This window comes from Shewanella khirikhana (genome assembly GCF_003957745.1).
In the GTDB taxonomy this organism is placed as follows: domain Bacteria; phylum Pseudomonadota; class Gammaproteobacteria; order Enterobacterales; family Shewanellaceae; genus Shewanella; species Shewanella khirikhana.
On record NZ_CP020373.1, the window covers coordinates 3,359,907 to 3,381,372 of the forward strand.

Below are 21,466 nucleotides of genomic sequence, written 5' to 3' on the forward strand. Positions count from 1 at the left end.
GTTACTCAACATTCTCTTTTGCCTGTTATCGTTATCATGGGCATGGATGTTCTCAGATGACAGCCAAATCGCCTTTGGTTTCAAGCCAGGTCTTTCTATCGCCGGAGCGCTTCTTCGCCAGCAGCATATCCATCAGCGCCACGGTATCGTCGGCATCATCAATGGTCAGCTGCACTAAACGGCGGGTGTTGGGGTCCATGGTGGTTTCCCGCAGTTGCAGCGGGTTCATCTCACCCAGACCTTTGAATCGGGTCACCTGCGGCTTACCCTTCTTGCCTTCGGCCGCCAGACGGTCGAGCACGCCCTGCTTCTCGGACTCATCGAGGGCGTAATACACCTCTTTGCCGATATCGATACGGAACAGCGGCGGCATGGCGATATACACATGGCCACGCTCCACCAGCACCCGATAGTGCTTAAGGAACAGTGCGCACAACAGGGTGGCAATGTGCAGTCCATCCGAGTCGGCATCGGCGAGGATACAAATCTTGCCGTAGCGCAGCTCGGAAATATCATCGCTGTCAGGGTCGCAGCCAATGGCCACAGAGATATCGTGCACTTCCTGCGATGCCAGCACCTGCGAAGCTTCCACCTCCCAGGTATTCAAAATCTTACCGCGCAGCGGCATGATGGCCTGGAACTCACGATCCCGCGCCTGTTTGGCACTGCCACCCGCCGAGTCACCTTCCACCAAAAACAGTTCTGATGTCATGGGGTCCTGACCACTGCAATCGGTCAGCTTGCCGGGCAGCGCTGGGCCTGAGGTCACCTTTTTACGGGCCACCTTCTTGGCCGCCTTCATGCGCTTTTGCGCATTGGCAATACACATCTCGGCCAGCGCTTCGGCGAGATCTGTGTGGGAGTTCAGGTACAGCGAAAACGCATCACGCACTATGCCGGAGACAAATGCAGCACTCTGACGGCTGGAGAGCTTTTCTTTGGTCTGGCCGGCAAATTGCGGGTCCTGCATCTTGATAGACAAAATGAAGGCAGTTTTATCCCAGATATCCTCCGGGCTCAGCTTGAGGCCGCGTGGGATCAGATTGCGGAATTCACAAAACTCACGCATGGATTCCAACAACCCCTGACGGAAGCCATTTACGTGGGTGCCGCCAAGCGGCGTGGGGATCAGGTTAACGTAGCTCTCGGCCAGATACTCGCCACCTTCCGGCAGCCAGGTGATGGCCCAGTCAGCGGCCTCATTATTGCCGGAAAAACTGCCAACGAAAGGCTCTGGCGGCAGCATGGTCACATCGCCCACCGCACTTTTGAGGTAATCCGTCAGACCGGCCTCAAAGTACCATTCCTGCACTTCACCGGTTTGCTTGTTGGAGAATTTAATTCTAAGCCCGGGGCAGAGCACCGCCTTGGCTTTCAGCAGATGCACCAGCTTGGTGATGGAGAAATTGGGGGAATCAAAATAGCTGGCGTCGGGCCAGAAATGAACACTGGTGCCGGTGTTACGGCGGCCACAGCTGCCGGTAACACGAAGATCCTCAACCTTTTCCCCATGCTCAAAGGCCATTTCATAGACCTGGGCATCGCGGCGCACGGTAATTTCAACCCGCTTGGAAAGCGCATTCACCACCGAGATCCCCACCCCGTGGAGACCACCTGAAAACTGGTAGTTTTTGTTTGAAAACTTACCGCCCGCATGGAGCTTGGTGAGGATAAGCTCAACCCCGGGAATGCCTTCTTCGGGATGCACATCCACTGGCATGCCACGGCCATCGTCGATGACCTCGAGGGAGTTGTCTGTGTGCAGAATGACATCGATGCGACTGGCGTGACCCGCCAGGGCCTCGTCCACGCTGTTATCGATAACTTCCTGTCCCAAATGGTTGGGACGGGTGGTGTCGGTATACATACCGGGGCGGCGCTTCACAGGCTCAAGGCCATTCAGCACTTCAATCGCATCAGAATTGTATTGGTTGGTCATGGCGCACGTTATTTTTCGTTATTCAGGCCATGGTGCGGCCCTGCGGTTCGGTTTGTCAAGGTAACTCTAAAAATGCGGCGATATCCGGCAACTGCCGCTCAAAACCCACAAAACTGTGGTCTCCGCCGGGTTCGATCAGCATCCGGCAACAATGGTATTTGTCCAGTGCCAAACGGTAATCCAGCACTTCATCACCGGTTTGTAATAATACAAAAAAGCGGTCGGGATTGGCTATGGCTTCCACGTCATAGCTTTTCAATGCTTCCCGGTGCTCCGGCAACACCTGATAGTGCTCGTCGGTATAAGGGTTGTGCTGCGGACCGAGAAACTCTTCAAACAAATCATAGGGCGAGACCGCAGGGTTAATCAGTGCAGCCTTACCGCCAAAGGTTTCGGCAAGCCAGGTAGCATAAAAGCCGCCGAGGGATGAGCCTATGAATCTCAGCGGTTCGCCACGCTCGCGGGCCTCTTGGGTCAGGTCGGCGAGCAGCTTGGCGGCTTCATCGATATCAGATGGCAATTGCGGTTGCAGCAGTCGTACGCCCGGAAACTGGCTGGCGAGGAAGTTTGCCGTCAGCACGCCTTTTTCAGATTTGGGAGAGCTGTTGAATCCATGTATGTAGAGCAGCATAGGTCCTCACGCTGCGGCCTGAGCCCTCAGTAACCGCTGGAGTTATGGTCGGGGGCGAACAGGTTGCCTGGCACCCGGTAAACATGGGTATGAATGCTACCATCGTGCAAAAGCTCCAGCAAACGATAGCCGGGCTGCAGATGGTCCAGGGCAAAATAAGGGGATTTGGGCTTGAACTGAATACAGGTCGACGGGGTGGCCATCAGCGGCAGTGGCGCATTGTCTCGGGGGTAAAACTCATCCAGCGCCTGATGCACATGGCCCCAAAGCACACCTTTCACCTGAGGGTATTGCGAAACCCGCTCAAGAAATGCCGCACCATTATCCATGCAGTGCTGATCGAGCCAGGCACATTCAACCAAAATAGGGTTGTGATGCATCACCAGCAAAGTATGGCGCTCGGGCTCGGCCGCGATGGCTTCGTCAATCAGCGCAAACTGGACTTCGCCCATATGGCCGCCGGGCTTGCCGCGCACTGTGCTGTCCAGCATCAGGATTTGCCAGTTACCAATAAAGATACGCTGCTGACCAAATACTCTGGGACCCTGCATATGCAGGTGCATCACCCGCGGATCGTCGTGATTGCCGGGCAGATAATGACAAGGCAAGCCCAGAAAGCCGATGGCATCGACAAAGTTGCGGTAAGACTCGGGGGTATAGTCCTGACTGATATCGCCGGTGGCCAGCATCAGGTGGGCGGGGTAATGGGTCGCGTTGAGGGTATTGAGCACGGCCGAGAGACTCTGGGCGGTATTCACACCCAGAAGTTGCCCCTCATGGCTGGCAAACAGATGCGGGTCGGTGATCTGCACCAGGCGCGCAGTCTCCCCCTCTGTCAGTGAATATTCAACAGCCTCTTTCAGCACTATGTCGACCCAATTTTAAGACTGCACTGTCATCTGATTACGACAGCCAATCTTCAATAATTCTTCCAGGAATGCATTAACCTGGTACTTTTCATCACTTTGGTACATTCGCAAATTGGGGTAATCATACACTGCACTGAGGAGGGAAATCTGCTGACCAGTTAACACTTCTGCTAATTTAGCATCATGATAAATCCGAACCAATACCTTGGGGTCTGCGATAAGCGGAGTTTTTTCCAACGGGCGGGATATTTCGACCAATTGGGTGTAGCGGGTATTTTCCAGCAAGGTGATCTTCAGCAACCCATGTTTGCCCCGCACACTGACTGGCGCATCCAGGGCGAGCGCCTCCGGCAGCCAGCGCAGCAGCAAGGCATAATTGCGTCCACAAAGGGCAAGAAACCCATTGAGGTTGGGTTGATATCTGGGTTTCACACCGCTCAATCCCGGCTCCCGATAAACTTATGGTGATTCAATTCCAGCCACTGCAGCCCGATAACGGTCGAGCCATTGTCTATTTCACCTGATTCTACCATGGCATAGGCTTCGGTGCGGGGCAGCACCAATACCCGGATATCTTCATGCTCGTGGGCCAGACCATGCAGTCCTTCGGCCTTGCTGGCATCCACTTCGGCCAGAAAGGAGTAAAAGCGCTCGCTGCAGCCGCCCGGGCTGGACAGGTAGCTGCCGGTGGCAATAAGGCGTTTGGCTTCAAGCCCGGCCTCTTCCATCAGCTCACGGCGCGCCACCTCTTCGGCAGACTCCCCTTGCTCCATCATGCCGGCCACCAGCTCCAGCAGCCAGGGATGTTCACTGGTTTCCAGCGCAGGAAAACGGACCTGCTCGATAAGCACCACGCTGTCGGTCGCAGGATCGTACGGTAATACCACCACCGCATGGCCGCGCTCGAAGACCTCGCGGGTTATCTCTTCACTCCAGCCACCGGCAAACAGCTTGTGCCGAAAGCGATACTGCATCATGCGGAAAAAGCCCTGATACAGCGGGCGCGACTCCAGCACTTCTATGTCTTTTCGGCTAAACAGTCTGTTAAACATCCCTTGCTCCATCGGTACATCTTTCACTTATTATCAGGGCTTTTACACAAAGATTTAAATTAAAATCTGTTACACTTCGGGTTTGACTCAAAAATGGTTGATTTTTTAGTATTTCAACCATTAACTTTTAGCTGTTTCGGGAAGCGTCGGGAAGCGCGAACCGCCCGGATTAAGGGCATGTGATTTTAATCCAGTTAATAACCCCGCCCTCGGGGACATTGTCTCAATAAGGACAGCCAATGAAATTCAAGCTCAGCTCTCTGTGCGCCGCCGTGGTTCTGGCCGCCGGTGCATCAAATGTCCATGCCGATGATCTGCTGCAAATTTACCAGCAGGCACTGACCAGCGATCCGCTGGTACTGCAGGCTCAGGCTCAGCGCAACGCGCTTTACGCCCAGATTGAAGAAAACCGCGCTCCCCTGCTGCCAACCATCAGTGCCAACGTTGGCTATGACAAGGCCTGGAAAGACCCATCAGACGATTCTGATGGCTTCACCGGTGGCATCAAGTTGAATCAGGTGATCTACGATCACAGCGCCTGGGTAGGTCTGTCTCTGGCCGAAAAAGCCGCGGCTCAGGCCGATGCAGCTTATGCCTCTGCACTGCAGTCGTTGATCATCCGCGTGACTCAGGCCTACTTTGACGTACTCAAAGCCAAGGACAACTACGAGTTCCAGGGCGCCGAGAAGCGCGCTATCGAGCGTCAGCTGGAGCAAACCAAGCAGCGTTTTGCTGTGGGTCTGACCGCCATCACCGACGTACACGAAGCTCAGGCGCAGTATGACCTGGCCTCGGCCACTGAAATCCTGGCCGAGAACACCCTGTCCAACAGCTACGAAGCCCTGCGTGAAATCACCGGCATCGACCACAAGTCTATCAATGTGCTCGACACCAACCGTTTCAGCGCGGCCGCACCGGCGCCAGCCATGCCGTCCGAGTGGATCAAGATGGCCGAAACCAACAGCACCGACCTGATGAGTCAGCGCATTGGTAAAGACATCGCCGAAGAGACCATCAGCCTGTACAAAGCCGGTCACTATCCTTCGCTGAGCCTGAGTGCCGGTTACACCAAAGGCTTCGAGCAGACCCCAGGTCCAGACTTCGACAACAGCTCAATTGGTGTAAATCTGTCTATCCCAATCTTCGAAGGCTTCAAGGTCAGCTCCAAGGTTGAGCAGGCCCAGTACAGATACGTTGAAGCCAGCGAGAAGCTGGAGCAGAGCTATCGCCGCGTGGTGAAGGATGTTCGCAACAACTTCAACAACGTGGGTGCCTCTATCAGCTCCATCCGCGCTTACGAGCAGTCAGTGGTGTCTTCTGAGAGCGCCCTGAATGCCACTCAGGCCGGTTTTGAAGTAGGTACCCGTACCATCGTTGACGTGCTGAACCGTACCCGTGACCTGTACGATTCCAAGCGTAAGCTGTCCGATGCGCGCTACAGCTACATCAGCTCAGTGCTGGCCCTGAAACAGGCTGCCGGTACCCTGACTGAAGATGACATCATCGCCATCAACAATGGTCTGATGCTGTCTCAGTAAGGCTTTACTGAAGCATAAAAAAACCGCCCAATGGGCGGTTTTTTTATGTCTGACGAACGGCTGTTAGAACAGCAGTTCCACACCACCGAAGAAGCCCTTGAAGCTGCTGTCGGTAGAGATACCGTCGAAGTTGTTTACATCGAAGTTAAACTCGCGGTAGCCGGCGCGGATACGGGTATCCAGTGCCACACCGTCGAATTCCCAGCCAAGACCCACGCTGTAGTCGTACACCTGGCTCTCATCCAGACCGGCCATCAGATCGGCAAAGCCGTACAGGCCAACAATTGGCAGACCCACAACGGCGCTGGCATAACCCATGATGATGCCGCCATCGAAGTCCTTCTGCTGCGCTACCGCTGAGGCGTTGCTGACACGGAAGGAGCCATGCATCTGCTTGTAGGCACCGCCCACATCCAGCGACACAATGTCGTTGTCCAGCAGTTCATAGTAGAGCACGAAATCGGTGTTGCTCAGATCCATGGTGCTGTAAACATCACCGCTGAAGTCGATGGTACCGAAGCTGAAGTCGGCACCACTCTTGAAGCCATTTTCTTCGAGGCGGTTTTCACGGATCAGCAGGTTTGGCACCAGCGGAATGGGATGCTCAACCGCAATCCAGAGGCTGGTTTGGCCGGAGGTATCGTAATCAAAACCTTGCAGGTTGCCGGCGTTATCAGGCACGTTGCCTGCGGCGTCGGCCTGCCAGTAATCGGCACCGGCCTTGAAACCTAATACAGTGGCTGCGTTGGCTGAAGAAGCCGCCATGGCGGTGAGCAGCGCAGCTGCGAGAACGGATTTCTGCATAATTAACCCTGTGAAAGCAAGTTGGTTAAGTCAATGAGCGCCGCATTGGCGCGGGAAACGTAGTTGGCCATCACCAAGGAATGGTTGGCCACATAGCCAAAGCCGGTGCCATTAAGAACAAGCGGACTCCAAACCGTTTGCTGGGTCGATTCCAGCTCGCGGATGATCTGCTTTAAGCTGACTTCGGCATTTTTCTTCTTGAGCACATCGGCAAAATCGACCTCAACGGCCTTCATAAAGTTGAGCAGAGCCCAACAGGAGCCGCGGCTCTCGTAGAAGACGTCGTCAATCTCCCACCAGCTGGTTTTCACCTGATGGTTGGCAAGATTGGGGGTGGACTGACGGGCAGAAGTATCGCCGGCCAGATCGGTATTCAGACGCTCCTGTCCCACACTGGCAGACAAACGCTGCGACATGCTGCCAAGGCGCTTTTGCACCTCTTTGAGCCACTCATTCAGGTTGTCGGCGCGGGCGTAAAACTGGGCATCACGGTTGGTGCTGTCGGAGATGCGGGCGCGGTAGAGTTTCAGCAGCTTGATGGCATCGCTGTACTCGCTCTCGGCGCTGGGCACCAGCCAGGAGGTGTGGTCAATATTGAGCTTGGAGTGAGCCTCCAGCAAGTCGTTGTCGGCAGTAGACTGCGACTGAGAGCGACTGAACTCTTTACGCATAATAAGCGCCAGATCCCGGGCCTGCTCCAGGGCGCCGAATTCAAACGCCGGCATATTGTCCATAAAGATGGACGGTGGTGTGGTGTCGTTCGACAACCAGCCGCCCGGCTTATTCAGTAAGGTATCCAGGGTGTTGATAAGCGAAGACGTTGTGGCGTAACCCACCACCATCTGGCCATCTTCGGCGTTCAGCACCTCGGGCTCAAGCACATCCGGCTCGACGCTCCACCATACGCTCACCCCGTACATAACCACGGCAACCACCGCAGCTACACCTGCGACCTTTTTCCATGTCACTTGCATCTGTGTTTACTCCTTTAATGATGGTGGTGATGATGCTCATCAGCAGCGGCAGCCGCTTTGCTCACCGGCAGTGAAATCTCCACGGTTTCACCGGACTTGAAGGTCAGCTCAAGGGCGACAGTCTCGCCTTCGGCAAGTGGCGCCTTAAGACCAAGCAACATCACATGGTCGCCCTGCTCACCAAGCGCCAGAGTGCCGTGGGCATCAACGGGGAAGCCGGTGACCTGACGCATCTTGACCACATCGTTTTCCGTTACCAGGGTGTGCAGCTGAGCTTCACGGGCGACCGGGGTGCTCACCGCCACCAGCTCGTTGGCCTCACCATGGTTAATCAGGGTGAAATACGCAGCTGTGTTGGGCGAAGCGGGGGGCATTGCGCGCACAAATCCATCTTTCACTATAATCTCAGCCATGGCTGGTGCGGATAAAAGTCCCACAAGGGCGAGATTAAACAGATGTTTGAATATTGGTTTCAATGTCATACACTCCATGTCATGCCAAGTGATCAGAGGAAATCCCATGAGTAAGATACTCGTCAAGGACGTAGAGGGCGTTCGCCACCTCAGCTTTAACCGCCCGGATAAGCGCAATGCGCTCGACCTCGATATGTACCGGCAGCTCACAGAATACCTTATGCAAGGTGAGAGCGACAATGAGATTCGTGCCTTCCTGTTGAGCGGCGAAGCCAATTGCTTCACCGCTGGCAACGATGTTGCAGACTTTTTGCAAAATAGCGACTTAGGGCCAAATCACCCCGCCGTACGCTTTCTGTTTTGCTTACTTGAACTGAAAAAACCCATGGTGGCAGCCGTAAGTGGCAGCGCCGTGGGCATAGGCACCACACTGCTGCTTCATTGCGATCTGGTGTATGCCGACAACAGCGCCAGGTTTCAATTACCATTCGTCAATCTGGCGCTGGTTCCCGAGGCCGGCGCCAGCATGTTGTTGCCGGAACTGGTGGGATACCAAAAGGCGGCAGAACTCTTGCTGCTTGGCGATCCCTTCGATGCCGTGACCGCCTGCGAGCTTAAACTGATTAACGGCCTGGTTCCCACTGAGACCCTGCTGCAAACCGCCATGGACAAGGCCAAACGACTCGCAGCTCAGCCGCCCCAGGCGCTGCAACAAACCCGGCAACTGATGCGTCCCCATAAACACAGGGTGCAACATCAAATGCATCTGGAACTGGAAGCCTTTGGTGAACGGCTGAAAAGCGATGAAGCCAAGGCCAGATTTCAGGCATTTCTTGGCAAGGCATAACACAAGTGCTCCAACCCCTGGCTGAAAACTCCCCCCACAGGAGCGTTCAGCAAGGGGCTGGCTAAATCATCAAAACACCTGCCACCCTCATGCTTCCCACTTCTCCATCAGCAATGCCAGCGCAAAGTAAACCAGCAGCGTCATCGCAGGATTCAGCAAGGTAGATACCATCCAGGCCACCCGGGTCCACATGCAAGACCAGCCAAACTTGTCTGCCATGGCCGCGGCCACGCCACATACCAGGCGGCGGGGATTGTTAAGGCGCATTTCAATACTGCTCATACTGTTCGTTCCTCAAGGGCGTTGCTTCAGAACCTGTGCCAGCGCATCAGGCAAGTGAATCCGGCAAAGACCACAAAGCTTGCTACCGGTAATAGCAGCACCAGTGCCGTTTTCAACGAAAGTCCCACTGTCAGCCACATGGATTACTCCTTGGAGGCGACCAGAGCCTCGGCTTTGGCAGGCACAGTGGCAACCACTTTCTCTTCTGTGATGGCCGCCCAGCTCTTGGTCAGTTCGGTCTTCAGTTCCAGCTGCAGATCCAGGGCAGCGTTTTGCAACATTTCCTTGGTCTGGCTCACCATGTTTTGCTCGACAGTGCGCAAAAGCTCGGTTGTCAGTGCTTCGTTTGCCTGAGCGCTGGCCATGCCCAATGAAGAAGTCAGTGCCAGTGCCGCCAAAGTAGATTTCAAAGTTTGCTTAAACATGGTGTTCACTCCGTTTGTTAACCAATGTCACAGAGGGAGTTACAATTGCCGTGCCAATTTTGAAAAATAAAAGCAAGCTACTGTTTTACAAAAAATAAAACAGCATTTAGCACAAAAGGAGAACGGAGGAGAGATGGTTGGCAGGCGAAATTAACCAAGCTTGTGGTAAATTTCGCCAATTTGAAAAACTTGCGGAATTAAAGGCCGTTGTCTTCCATTGCTTTCAGTGCATTTTCAATCACTTCGATACCGGCGCCCGGCTTGTGAGCGTTCTCACTCAAGTGACGGCGCCAGGCGCGTGAGCCTGGAATGCCCTGATATAAACCTATGATATGTCGGCTGATATGGTTGAGTCTGCCACCTTGCTCAAGGTGTTTCCCGATATAAGGAAGTAATTTCCCGATAACCTCTTCCCGGCTTTGGACCGGCGAGGTCTTCCCGCAGAGGGCACTGTCGACTTCAGCCAGAATAAATGGGTTTTGATAGGCTTCGCGTCCAACCATCACGCCATCGAGCCGCTCAAGATGGGTTTTGGCCGCATCAATCGAGGTCACGCCACCATTAATGCTGATGGAAAGCTGTGGGTAGTCCTGCTTGAGCTGATACACGCGGTCGTAGTCCAGCGGCGGAATTTCGCGGTTCTCTTTCGGGCTCAATCCCTGCAGCCAGGCTTTACGGGCATGGATGATAAAGGTATCGCAGCCAGCTGCGGCAACTGTGTCGATAAAGTCGGTGAGAAATTCGTAAGAGTCCTGCTCATCTATGCCAATACGGGTCTTGACCGTTACTGGAATCGACACCTGCTGGCGCATCGCTTCGACGCACTCGGCAACCAATTTGGGCTCGGCCATCAGGCAGGCGCCGAAACGGCCATTCTGTACCCGATCCGAGGGGCAACCGACGTTCAGGTTTACCTCATCATAGCCGCGTGCTTCGGCGAGCCTGGCACAGGCCGCCAAATCGGCAGGGTTGGAGCCACCCAGTTGCAGTGCCAACGGATGCTCTTCCTGGTTGTACTCAAGATAGTCGCCCTTGCCGTGCAGAATCGCCCCGGTGGTGACCATTTCGGTGTACAGCAGCGCCTCGTTGGACATCAGACGGGCAAAATAGCGGTAGTGCCTGTCGGTCCAGTCGAGCATAGGCGCAACGGAGAAGGTGCGATTAATTGGCGATGGCATACAAGGCCCATCCTGTCAGCGGCAATAAAGGGCGGATATTTTACACGCCGGCGCGACAAAACGACACCCAAAATCCCGACCGCGATCCCGGCAAAACTTACCCGCCACTATAAAATTCATCTACCCTTATGAATATGCGGGCGACATCACGGGATGCCCTCGCGATAAATATCAATCGAGGTGCGCCTGGAATGAATGTCGAATTTATCAATCCGTTTTTACAGTCTTTGCTGAATGTGGTCTCGACCATGGCCTCGATGCAGCTGACGCCGGGTAAGGCCCGACTGAAAACCGACAATCTGGCCAAGGGTGATGTTTCCGGGCTGATAGGCATGGTGGGGCCGCAGACCAAGGGCTCGATGTCGATAACCTTCGAAGAAAGCCTGGCGCTGCAAATCATGCAAAATATGCTGGGGGAAAACCCCGGCAAAATTAACGATGAAGTCACCGACATGGTCGGGGAAATCACCAACATGGTTACCGGCGGCGCCAAAAACCTGTTGGGCGAAAAGGGGTACGAATTTGAAATGGCGACCCCGGTTGTCGTGGCGGGCACGGGTCATCGTATTTCTCACAAGGCCGACGGCACCAAAATCATCATGCCGTTCACCAGTCCCTACGGCACGGCCTATATCGAAATCTGTTTTGAAAACTGACATTTAAAAACGACACAAAAAAGGCGCCCAACTGTGAGCGCCTTTTTCAGACCAGGTGTTTATCAATGCCCGGCGGTTAATCCAGGCAAACAGCCACCCGCGGGGTCAGCTTGGTCACCAGCTCATAGGCGATAGTACCAATCTGCTCTGCCACTTCCTCTACCGGCAAATCCGGCCCCCACAACATGGCGGCATCACCGACCTTATCATTGGCATCGGGCCCCAAATCCACCGTCAGCATGTCCATGGAGACCCGTCCCACTATCGGCACCCTTCGGCCATTGATAAGTACCGGCGTGCCTTCGGGGGCATTACGGGGGTAACCGTCGCCATAACCTATGGCAACCACACCAAGGCGGGTATCGCGGCTGGATGTCCAGTAAGCGCCATAACCAACACTCTCACCGGCCTTATGCTCACGCACGGCAATCAGCTGAGACATCAGCGCCATAGCTGGCTGCAAACCGTGATTGGCGCCCAAATCCCCTGCGACTGGCGATACGCCATACAAAGCAATCCCCGGTCTGATCCAATCGGCCTGGCTGTCGGGCCAGTAAAGCACTCCGGCGGAGTTGGCCAGGGTTTTATCGCCGGGCAGGCCTTCGGTAACTTGCTGAAAACGCGTCATCTGCGCCGCTGTCACCTGGTTGTCTGGCTCGTCGGCGCAGCTGAAATGGGTCATCAGATGCACCGGCTTGGCCACGTTGGCGTTGGCCTGTAAACGCTGGTACACCTGCTCAAAATCTTCCGGATGAAACCCGAGACGGTGCATGCCGGAGTCTACTTTCAGCCACACTGTAACCGGTGTTTCCAGGCTCACCGACTCCAGCATCGCAAGCTGTGATTCATGGTGCACCACGGTGTCGATATCGTGCTCCACCAGCAATGGCAAGTCTTCGGTGCGGAAAAAGCCTTCCAGCAACAGCAGCCTGGCATTGACGCCACCGGCGCGTACTTCCAATGCTTCTTCGAGGCGTGCCAGACCAAAACCATCGGCATCATTAACGACCTCGGCAACATTGAGCAGGCCATGACCATAACCGTTGGCCTTTACCACTGCCATAACCTTACTGCCGGGGGCAATTTCCCGAAGCCGGGCAAGGTTGGCTTTCAGCGCGCGACTACTGATTTCTGCGCGGGGAAAGGGTTTCAAAATAACTGCCTTGTGAGAGCCATAACGGAGTTAGTCCTCTTCAAACTGAGGACCGGCATAATTGTCGAAGCGGGAGAATTGGCCCTGGAAGGTCAAACGTACCCGGCCGATGGGGCCGTTACGCTGCTTACCGATAATGATTTCGGCCGTTCCCTTATCGGCGGAATCGTTATTGTATACCTCGTCACGGTAGATAAACATGATGAGGTCCGCATCCTGCTCGATAGAACCGGATTCACGCAGATCCGAGTTCACCGGGCGCTTGTCGGCTCTTTGTTCCAGCGAGCGGTTAAGCTGCGACAGGGCAATCACCGGGATCTCCAGCTCTTTGGCCAGCGCCTTGAGCGAGCGGGAGATTTCGGCGATTTCCAGGGTACGGTTATCAGAGAGTGCCGGCACCTGCATCAGCTGCAGGTAGTCGACCATGATCATCGACAGACCGCCCCACTCACGGGCAACCCGGCGGGCACGGCTGCGCACTTCGGTCGGAGTCAGACCCGAGCTGTCGTCGATATACATCTTGCCCTGCTCGAGCATCAGCCCCATGGTGGAAGACACCCGCGCCCAATCCTCATCGTCCAGCTGGCCGGTACGCACCTTGGTTTGGTCCACGCGTCCGAGGGACGCGAGCATACGCATCATGATCTGTTCCGAGGGCATCTCGAGACTGAAAATCAGCACAGGTTTGTCTTCGTTCATGGCGGCGTATTCGCACAGGTTCATGGCGAAGGTGGTTTTACCCATGGACGGACGAGCCGCCACAATCACCAGGTCGCCGCTCTGGAAGCCTGCGGTCATACGGTCGAGATCCGAAAAGCCGCTGGACACCCCGGTCACACCATTGTGAGGGTTGTTATACAGCTCTTCGATTTTATCGACGGTTTTCTCAAGGATGGATTTGATGTCCTCGGGACCTTCGTTGGCATTGGCCCGCTGCTCGGCAATCTTAAATACCTTGGTTTCGGCCAAATCCAGCAAGGCGCTGGAGTCTCTACCTTCCGGGTTATAACCGGCATCGGCAATTTCGTGGGCAACCCGGATCATCTCCCGCACCACCGCACGCTCACGCACGATTTCGGCATAGGAGTGAATGTTACCGGCGCTGGGGGTGTTCTTGGCAATTTCGCCCAGATATGCAAAGCCACCTGCGTCTTCCAGCTCGTTATTCAGTTCGAGCTGCTCGGACACGGTAATCAAATCGAGCGGCTGGCCCTGCTCCACCAATCTTTGCATGGCAGAGAAAATCAGTCGGTGAGAGCGGGAATAAAAGTCGTCACGCACCACGGCCTCGGCCACCTTATCCCAGGCCTCGGCATCCAACATCAGGCCACCGAGCACCGACTGTTCGGCCTCAATGGAGTGTGGCGGCATCTTTAGCGCATCAAGCTGAGCGTCTCTGGGTTTCCCCTTGGGCTTAAACGCGGCTTCCTGTGACATTCAGTCTCCCAATATCCAACGGATTTGCAAAATATGGTATAAATCTTCGCGACTTTGGTGATACCAAAGCCCATCCCATCCACGATGGACTCACGAAAAATAATTAAGGAATCAACATGCGCAACCTAGTGGCAGCGGCGCTGGTGCTCTCATCGGCCCTGGCAGTCGCCGACGAAGGCCAGTGGCAACCTTATCAGATGCCTTCCATCGCAGACAAACTCAAGGCCCGTGGAATCGATATCCCCGCAGAACAACTCGCCGACCTGACTCGCCATCCTATGAATGCCGTGGTGGGGCTGGGGTATTGTACCGCCAGTTTCGTATCCCCCCAAGGGCTGGTAGTGACAAATCATCACTGTGCTTACCGGGCGATTCAATATAACAGCAGCAAGGATAAAAACTACCTGGCCGAAGGCTTCCTCGCGACCAGCAAAGATAAGGAACCTTCAGCTGGCCCCAACGAACGCCTGTACGTGACCGAAGCGGTTACCGACGTGACCAAAGCCGTGACCGATGCCCTGCCAGATGAGCCGTTGGCTCGGGTAGAAGCCATTGAAAATCGTCAAAAAGCACTGATTAAAGAATGTGAGAGCGACGATAACTATCGCTGCTCGGTACGCAGCTTCCACAATGGCCTGGAATACTATCTCATCAAACAACTGATGATCCGCGATGTGCGCCTGGTGTACGCACCCCCCGAAAGCGTGGGCAGCTACGGCGGTGATATCGACAATTACGAGTATCCACGTCACAGCGGCGACTTTACCTTCCTGCGTGCCTACGTAGGCAAAGACGGCAAGCCCGCGCCTTACAGCAACGACAACGTGCCCTATCAGCCAAAGAGCTTCCTGAAAGTAAATGGCTCCGGCGTAAAAGCCGGTGACGGCGTATTTGTGGCAGGTTACCCCGGCTCAACCAGCCGCTACCGCCTGACCACAGAGCTTGAGTTTGCCAGCAGCTGGCTTTACCCAACCCAGGCCAAACGCTTCCAGGCCCGCATCGATACCATTGAAGCCATGGGCGCCGCCGAGCCAGAACTTGCCATTAAGTACGCAGGCACAGTGGCAGGTATGGCCAACCGCATGAAAAAGCTCAATGGTCTGCTCGATGGCTTCAAAGCCACCGACATCGCTGCCATCAAGCAGCAGCGCGAAGATGCCTTTATGGCCTGGTTTGCCAGCCACGGCGATGCCAAACAGATGGCAGAGCTTAAAGCCCTGATTAAAGAAGGCCAGGATCAGTATCAGACCAACTATTACTTCAACAACGCCCAGTCGAGCGATCTGCTTGGCGCCGCCAATCGCCTGTATCGTCTCGCCAATGAAAAGCAAAAGCCGGATGCCGAGCGTGAGCAGGGTTATCAGGAGCGCGACATCAAGATGTTCGCCGACCGCCTGAAGCGCATCGACTCCAGCTTCGATGTGAAAGTAGACAAGGTGCTGTGGCAGGCTGATATCGAAGAGTATCTGGCTCAGTCTCACCGGGTTGAAGCGCTGGATAAGATGCTGAATAAAGGTGACGACAAGCCCTTGTCTGAACGACTGGATGCGCTTTACAGCGCCACCGGCCTGACCGACCAGGCCAGCCGTCTCGCCTGGATGGACAAGACACCAGCCGAGTTCCAGGCAACTGACGATCCTTTCATCCAGCTTGCCGTTGCGCTGTACGACACCCGCATGGCACAGGAAAAGGCCGAAAAGACCCTGGATGGTAAGCTCAGTATTGCCCGTCCGGCGATGATGGAAGCTGTGATAGCCTACTACAAGGATAAAGGCTGGCCGGTATACCCTGACGCCAACGGCACTTTGCGCATCACTTACGGCATGGTGGATGGTTATCAGTCCCGTGACGCCCTCTATAAGCAGCCTTTCACCCGTCTCGAAGGCATAGTGGCCAAGCACACTGGGGTTGAACCTTTCAACGCGCCGCAAAAAGTGCTGGATGCGATTAAGGCCGGTGACATGGGCAAGCACAAAGTCGATGACCTCTACCCGGATGCAAGAAGCTTTATGTGCCGTCTGTTCTCCTGCCAGGATAAACCCGAAGCCTTTGGCTCGGTACCGGTGAACTTCCTTTCCAGCGTAGACACCACCGGCGGCAACTCAGGCTCCCCCGTGTTCAACGGCCGCGGCGAACTGGTTGGACTCAACTTCGACTCCACCTACGAAGCTATTACCAAAGACTGGTTTTTTAACCCGGAAATCACCCGCGCTGTACACGTAGATATACGTTACATCCTGTGGATGATGGACAAAGTCGATAATGCCCACAACCTGTTGGATGAGATGGATGTTGTAACCAACTGAAATCTATAAACTCTTGCAAAAGGCCACCCTCGGGTGGCCTTTTTATTTACAGCAGCGCCTCTAAACTACTAGCCTCCAGAAACAATTTGAAATCAATAGCACAATTATGTAACACTTTGACAGCGCTTATAACACAAAACAAACATAAGCGATAACAGCATAACAAGACCTACATTTTATTTGTTCAAGGAAGCTACGCCATGACAAGAAGAACTTTTCAGCGCTCACTGATTGCCGCATCAGTGTCTGCGCTGTTTGCGATCTCTGCTCCAGCGCTTGCTGCAAACAACACTTCCGGCTCTATGAAAGGCCAGATTGTTGACTCAGCCAGTAATAGTGCGCTTGCTGGTGCCACTGTCACAATCACCAACAAAGCAAACGGTGCATCGACCACGGTTACCGTAAGCCAAAATGGTACATTCCGTGTGCCATCGCTCGCGATTGGTGACTACAAAATCACAATCACCAAAGATGGATACCAAACTCAAGTTATCGAAAATGCGAAAGTATCAATCGGTAATGAAGTTTCTATTGAAGTACCCATGGTAAGCGGTGATGTAGAACGCATCTCAGTAACCGGCGCGCGAGTTGCCATGGTTGACACTGCAACTCCAGAGATTGCACTGACTATCTCTGCTGATGAAGTTGCACGCCTGCCCATCTCTCAAGATGTGGTCTCGGTTGCACTGCTGGCTCCAGGCACAACCAAGGGTGACTCAGCTTTCGGTAATCTCGCTTCGTTCGGCGGCGCATCTGTTGCTGAAAACACTTTCATCATTAACGGTGTGAACGTAACAGGTTTCCGTAAAGGTACTTCAATTGCCGATATCCCTTTTAGTGCTTATCAGGAGTTCCAAGTTAAGACTGGCGGTTATTCTGCTCAGTTCGGCCGTTCTACCGGTGGTGTAGTTAACGCGGTAACCAAGCGCGGTAACAATGGCTGGGAGTTTGGTGTTGCCGCTCGCTGGGAGCCGGATGCGCTTCGTGAACAGCGTCCTTCTGTTGTCTATCCTGTTGGCGATAGCTCAGGCAGTATCCAACCGTTTGACATGTTCTGGGATAACAGCATGGATGAAACGGACGACTTTGAAGCAGAGCTCTCTGTTTCAGGCGATATCATCGAAGATACGCTCTTCGTGTACGGTCTGATCCAGCCGCAAAAGTATAAAACCCGTAACGCAGCAGCAAGTGGTTCCGAGTACACTGTCAGTGAAAACGATGATCCTCTGTGGCTCGCCAGAATTGACTGGCAAATCAGTGAAGACCACTCCTTGATGATTTGGGGCTTCTCAGACAGCGAAGATTATGTTGATACCACTTTTGACCGTGAAACTAATGAAGTAAGCCGTGTGTCTGTACTCAGTACAGGTGGTACAACTTGGTCAGCGCAGTACAAAGGACGATTCACCGATTGGCTCTCCATGGACGCACTCTACGGTGAAGTCGAATTTAACGGCACTCGCCAAGCGCCTGAAGACGAAACCTGTCCAGCTATTTACGATAGTCGAAATGGTGGCCTGGTGGCTATGGGTTGCTGGCAAAACTTCACAGCTTCCGCCGAAGAAGATAAGCGCGAACAAACCAACGTTAACTTCAACTTGGATCTGTTCGATGATCACGCTATCCGTTTCGGTGTTGATTATGAGAACAACACCTCTCTGGAAAATAGTTTCTACTCCGGTCACGTTTACTATCGCTACTACAAGGGCTCAGCTGGCCGCATCCTCGATAACGGCTACGTGTTACAGGAAGATACAGAGTTTGCACGTACTCGCGTGTATGAGAATGGTGGTGAATTTACCAGTAAGTCGCTGGCCTGGTATTTGGAAGATACCTGGAACATTCTACCTAATCTGACAGCACGTATCGGTTTGCGTTCAGAGTCTTTTGAAAACCTCAACGCAAACGGTGATGCATTCATCAAGATTGACAACCAGCTCGCACCTCGCTTGGGGCTTTCATGGGATCCATTCGATGATGGTGAATCGAAACTGTTCGTAAACTGGGGTCGTTATCACATTCCGGTGGCTTCTAACACCAACGTCCGTATGGCGGGTGCAGAACTCTATTATGAAGAGTTCAACGTACTCGGTGGTGTAGCCGCCGATGGCACTCCAACTATTGGTGCAGCCCTTGGCGATCGCAACGTGTTCGGTAACGGTGAAGCTGCAGATCCTGCGGAAATCTTGGATACATCAATTAAACCAATGTACCAAGATGAATTTATTCTCGGCTACGAGATGAATCTGGATGAAGATTGGACAACCGGTATCAAGTTCACACACCGTGACCTCAAGAGTGTGATCGATGACATCACCATTGACAAAGGTATCGTAGCAAATGGTTGGGAGTATGATCCAAGCCATGGTGGGTACTATGTGTTGACTAACCCCAACACAGATGTGACTGTGTATTACGATACCGATGGCGACGGAACTCTTGAGCAAGTTACCATTGGTGCCGATCTGATGGGTTACCCTGATCCGGAGCGAATCTACAACTCCATTGAGCTGACTCTGACACGTCGCTGGAACGAAGACTGGACCATGAATGCGTCATATACCTGGGCGCAAAGCTATGGTAATGCGGAAGGTTACGTAAAATCAGATAACGGTCAAGATGATGCTGGCCTAACTACTGACTGGGACTTCCCATATCTGATGGATGGTGCCAACGGTTATCTGCCAAACGATCGCCGCCATACTCTGAAACTTTATGGTGCTTATAAAGTAACTGATGACCTGAGTGTCGGTGCTAATATGATTGCTCAATCGGGTCGTCCAAAGAATGCTTTTGGCGATCACCTCCCAGATAGCTACCCAGATCCATACGAATACGGTGATACTTACTACCCATTTGGTGAAAAGTGTGCCCGCGGTTGTATGGGGCGTGAAGACTGGCGTTTTACTGTTGACTTAAGTGCAACGTATAACCTGAGCTTTATTGAAGCTGTTCAAGCCGATATCCGACTGGATGTATTTAACGTATTCAACTCTCAAAATGTCATTAAGACTAACGAGTTTTTGGACATTGGTGGCGAATACAATCCTGGATATGGCTTGCCTGAAGAGTTTGAACAACCACGTTATGTACGTTTGAGTGCAAACGTCAAATTCTAACTTAAATAGCTAATCTGCATTAAAAACACCGCCTCTGGGCGGTGTTTTTTTATGTATGACCTAGGCTCCAAACAACATGCATAGCGATAGCTATATCGCCATCTGACTTAAGGTTAATACGCCCATACGTCATAGAGCAGCAGAATTATAGATGCCTCTGCTTGGCAGAGGTAAAGCGTCAGCCATAAAAAAACACCGCCATTCGGCGGTGTTTTCTTTGAAGCTTAAAAGCGATTATTCAGCAACAACAGTTACTTTAACAACGGCTTTAACTTCGGTGTGCAGCTGTACTTCAACTTCGAAGTCGCCAGTAGTGCGCAGGGCACCGTGTGGCAGACGAACTTCGGCTTTGGCCAGTTCAACGCCAGCGGCGGTAACGGCGTCAGCGATGTCGCGAGTACCTACAGAACCGAACAGCTTGCCTTCGTCACCAGCTTTAGAAGCGATAACTACAGCTTCCAGAGCAGCAACTTGCTCAGCGCGAGCAGTGGCAGCAGCCAGGTCGGCAGCCAGTTTGGCTTCCAGATCAGCACGACGGGCTTCGAAAACTTTTACGTTTTCGGCGTTGGCTACAACAGCCTTGCCCTGTGGCAGCAGGAAGTTACGAGCGTAACCAGCCTTTACAGACACCTGGTCACCCAGGTTGCCCAGGTTTGCGATTTTATCAAGCAGAATAACGTTCATTATCAAATCCTCTCTATACGATTAGGCTTCAATGCTGGGATTACTGATGCAGATCAGTGTATGGCAGCAGAGAAAGATAACGAGCGCGCTTGATGGCGCGAGCCAGTTGGCGCTGATACTTAGCGCTGGTACCGGTGATACGGCTTGGAACGATTTTGCCGCTCTCAGTGATGTAGTTCTTCAGAGTAGCAATATCTTTGTAATCGATCTCTGCAACACCTTCAGCGGTGAAACGGCAGAACTTGCGACGACGGAAATAACGTGCCATGTGACAGTCTCCTAAGATTTCAATTCGACATTTTCGGCATGAATGACCAAGCGACTTTGTCCATTTCGACTCTGTTGAGTCGAGAGGAAACCTTGCACCTGGATTTCCATGCCTGCCTGTAACGTGTCCGAAATGCACTCAAAGTGCTGACCGCTCATGATTACCTGTATCTGGCAATAGACGTTTCGGGGCATTTCTGCTTCAAAACGTTGACTCCGGTGTTCCAGTTGCAGCACACAATGTGGGATGCCTGCTGGGCTTTTAAAGCGCCTGACTCTTAATACAGAGCCAGTCAACACCAAAGTGTTGGCGGTCACGTTCGACAATTACTCGGCGGATTCTTCAGCGTTTTCTTCGGTCTCTTCAACCTCAGCAGTGCGCTCGCTGGCGGCGGCACGACGAGCGTCACGCTCATCTTTAGCTTTGGCCATTGGAGACGCTTCGGTGATGGCACCCTTGGTGCGCATAACCATGCTACGCAGAACGGCGTCGTTGAAACGGAAAGCTGTCTCCAGCTCTTCAACAGACTCAGCAGTGGCTTCAACGTTCAGCAGAACGTAGTGAGCTTTGTGCAGATCCTGGATTGGGTAAGCCAGTTGACGACGGCCCCAGTCTTCCAAGCGGTGGATCTTACCGTTAGCTTCGGTGATAACACCGGTGTAACGCTCGATCATACCTGGTACCTGTTCACTCTGATCAGGGTGAACCATAAATACGATTTCGTAATGACGCATTTATTGCTCCTTACGGGTTTGTAGCCTCATTATTGGCTCAGCCGGACCAAGTTAGAGGCAAGGAACGATTCAAAAGGGCTGATAAGGCGCGAAATAGTACATAATGGCGGCGAAAAACTCAAGCAATAACTTTGTTCCAGTGCCCATCAAAGGTATG

The 21,466-nt window shown here is 53.4% G+C and carries 22 protein-coding genes; 5 read left to right on the forward strand and 17 right to left on the reverse strand.

The genetic code is table 11. The features are described from left to right. Nucleotides 1-52 precede the first annotated feature (52 nt). Genes parE through nudF form a run of 5 tightly spaced genes read right to left on the reverse strand, consistent with a single transcriptional unit; the run spans nt 53 to nt 4,491 of the window. Entirely contained in the window at nt 53-1,939 is a 1,887-nt protein-coding gene (parE, locus tag STH12_RS14715; RefSeq protein ID WP_126168233.1) for a DNA topoisomerase IV subunit B, read from the reverse strand. Nucleotides 1,940-1,994: 55 nt separating this feature from the next. Continuing rightward, a complete protein-coding gene (locus tag STH12_RS14720; protein WP_126168234.1) occupies nt 1,995-2,570 on the reverse strand; it encodes a YqiA/YcfP family alpha/beta fold hydrolase in 576 nt (191 codons plus the stop codon). A gap of 26 nt (nt 2,571-2,596) precedes the next feature. After that, nucleotides 2,597-3,436 (reverse strand): 3',5'-cyclic-AMP phosphodiesterase, encoded by an 840-nt coding sequence (gene cpdA / locus STH12_RS14725; protein WP_126168235.1) that lies wholly within the window; start codon nt 3,434-3,436, stop codon nt 2,597-2,599. 15 nt (nt 3,437-3,451) lie between these two features. After that, a complete protein-coding gene (locus STH12_RS14730) occupies nt 3,452-3,871 on the reverse strand; it encodes a DUF1249 domain-containing protein (protein ID WP_126169544.1) in 420 nt (139 codons plus the stop codon). A 5-nt stretch (nt 3,872-3,876) separates the two neighbouring features. After that, complete coding sequence (gene nudF, locus STH12_RS14735; protein ID WP_126168236.1) at nt 3,877-4,491, reverse strand: ADP-ribose diphosphatase; 615 nt, start codon at nt 4,489-4,491, stop codon at nt 3,877-3,879. 239 nt (nt 4,492-4,730) lie between these two features. Between nudF and tolC the strand changes: the two genes are divergently transcribed. Further along, nucleotides 4,731-6,029 (forward strand): outer membrane channel protein TolC, encoded by a 1,299-nt coding sequence (gene tolC / locus STH12_RS14740; RefSeq protein WP_126168237.1) that lies wholly within the window; start codon nt 4,731-4,733, stop codon nt 6,027-6,029. Nucleotides 6,030-6,092: 63 nt separating this feature from the next. Here the strand turns inward: tolC and STH12_RS14745 are convergent, their stop codons facing one another. The 3 genes from STH12_RS14745 to STH12_RS14755 are packed head-to-tail and all read right to left on the reverse strand — an operon-like array spanning nt 6,093 to nt 8,298. After that, complete coding sequence (locus STH12_RS14745) at nt 6,093-6,833, reverse strand: TIGR04219 family outer membrane beta-barrel protein (protein ID WP_126168238.1); 741 nt, start codon at nt 6,831-6,833, stop codon at nt 6,093-6,095. A gap of 2 nt (nt 6,834-6,835) precedes the next feature. Next, nucleotides 6,836-7,807 carry a DUF2333 family protein gene (locus STH12_RS14750; protein ID WP_126168239.1) on the reverse strand — a complete coding sequence of 324 codons (972 nt, stop codon included), beginning with the start codon at nt 7,805-7,807 and terminating at the stop codon, nt 6,836-6,838. Between the two features lie 14 nt (nt 7,808-7,821). Next, nucleotides 7,822-8,298, reverse strand: coding sequence for a copper chaperone PCu(A)C (locus tag STH12_RS14755; protein WP_126169545.1), 477 nt, complete (start codon nt 8,296-8,298; stop codon nt 7,822-7,824). 28 nt (nt 8,299-8,326) lie between these two features. Between STH12_RS14755 and STH12_RS14760 the strand changes: the two genes are divergently transcribed. Then, nucleotides 8,327-9,067, forward strand: a complete 741-nt coding sequence (locus STH12_RS14760; RefSeq protein ID WP_126168240.1) for an enoyl-CoA hydratase-related protein — start codon at nt 8,327-8,329, stop codon at nt 9,065-9,067. 87 nt (nt 9,068-9,154) lie between these two features. On the opposite strand, the gene STH12_RS14765 is transcribed toward STH12_RS14760, so the two are convergent. The 3 genes from STH12_RS14765 to dusA all read right to left on the reverse strand — a co-directional run bounded on the left by STH12_RS14765 (nt 9,155) and on the right by dusA (nt 10,952). Further along, entirely contained in the window at nt 9,155-9,349 is a 195-nt protein-coding gene (locus tag STH12_RS14765; protein WP_126168241.1) for a PspC domain-containing protein, read from the reverse strand. A gap of 143 nt (nt 9,350-9,492) precedes the next feature. Further along, nucleotides 9,493-9,774 (reverse strand): hypothetical protein, encoded by a 282-nt coding sequence (locus tag STH12_RS14770; protein ID WP_126168242.1) that lies wholly within the window; start codon nt 9,772-9,774, stop codon nt 9,493-9,495. A gap of 197 nt (nt 9,775-9,971) precedes the next feature. Beyond that, nucleotides 9,972-10,952 (reverse strand): tRNA dihydrouridine(20/20a) synthase DusA, encoded by a 981-nt coding sequence (dusA, locus tag STH12_RS14775; protein WP_126168243.1) that lies wholly within the window; start codon nt 10,950-10,952, stop codon nt 9,972-9,974. Between the two features lie 191 nt (nt 10,953-11,143). Between dusA and STH12_RS14780 the strand changes: the two genes are divergently transcribed. Continuing rightward, complete coding sequence (locus STH12_RS14780; RefSeq protein WP_126168244.1) at nt 11,144-11,608, forward strand: chemotaxis protein CheX; 465 nt, start codon at nt 11,144-11,146, stop codon at nt 11,606-11,608. A gap of 76 nt (nt 11,609-11,684) precedes the next feature. Here STH12_RS14780 and alr read toward each other — a convergent pair whose 3' ends face one another. Both alr and dnaB read right to left on the reverse strand, forming a co-directional pair. Then, nucleotides 11,685-12,761 carry an alanine racemase gene (alr, locus tag STH12_RS14785; RefSeq protein WP_126168245.1) on the reverse strand — a complete coding sequence of 359 codons (1,077 nt, stop codon included), beginning with the start codon at nt 12,759-12,761 and terminating at the stop codon, nt 11,685-11,687. A 30-nt stretch (nt 12,762-12,791) separates the two neighbouring features. After that, nucleotides 12,792-14,198: a replicative DNA helicase gene (dnaB, locus tag STH12_RS14790; RefSeq protein WP_126168246.1), complete on the reverse strand. Its 1,407-nt coding sequence runs from the start codon at nt 14,196-14,198 to the stop codon at nt 12,792-12,794. A gap of 116 nt (nt 14,199-14,314) precedes the next feature. Between dnaB and STH12_RS14795 the strand changes: the two genes are divergently transcribed. After that, nucleotides 14,315-16,504 (forward strand): S46 family peptidase, encoded by a 2,190-nt coding sequence (locus STH12_RS14795; RefSeq protein ID WP_126168247.1) that lies wholly within the window; start codon nt 14,315-14,317, stop codon nt 16,502-16,504. A gap of 200 nt (nt 16,505-16,704) precedes the next feature. Next, nucleotides 16,705-19,623, forward strand: a complete 2,919-nt coding sequence (locus STH12_RS14800) for a TonB-dependent receptor (protein WP_126168248.1) — start codon at nt 16,705-16,707, stop codon at nt 19,621-19,623. 234 nt (nt 19,624-19,857) lie between these two features. Here STH12_RS14800 and rplI read toward each other — a convergent pair whose 3' ends face one another. From rplI to rpsF, 4 genes are read right to left on the reverse strand one after another with little or no spacing between them, the layout of a single operon-like run. Beyond that, nucleotides 19,858-20,307: a 50S ribosomal protein L9 gene (gene rplI / locus STH12_RS14805; protein WP_126168249.1), complete on the reverse strand. Its 450-nt coding sequence runs from the start codon at nt 20,305-20,307 to the stop codon at nt 19,858-19,860. A 40-nt stretch (nt 20,308-20,347) separates the two neighbouring features. Further along, on the reverse strand, nt 20,348-20,575 hold the full coding sequence (gene rpsR, locus STH12_RS14810) for a 30S ribosomal protein S18 (protein ID WP_011761169.1): 228 nt from the start codon (nt 20,573-20,575) through the stop codon (nt 20,348-20,350). Between the two features lie 11 nt (nt 20,576-20,586). Further along, nucleotides 20,587-20,892, reverse strand: a complete 306-nt coding sequence (gene priB, locus STH12_RS14815) for a primosomal replication protein N (RefSeq protein ID WP_164551305.1) — start codon at nt 20,890-20,892, stop codon at nt 20,587-20,589. Nucleotides 20,893-20,901: 9 nt separating this feature from the next. After that, nucleotides 20,902-21,309, reverse strand: a complete 408-nt coding sequence (gene rpsF / locus STH12_RS14820) for a 30S ribosomal protein S6 (protein ID WP_126168250.1) — start codon at nt 21,307-21,309, stop codon at nt 20,902-20,904. Between the last annotated feature and the right edge of the window lie 157 nt (nt 21,310-21,466).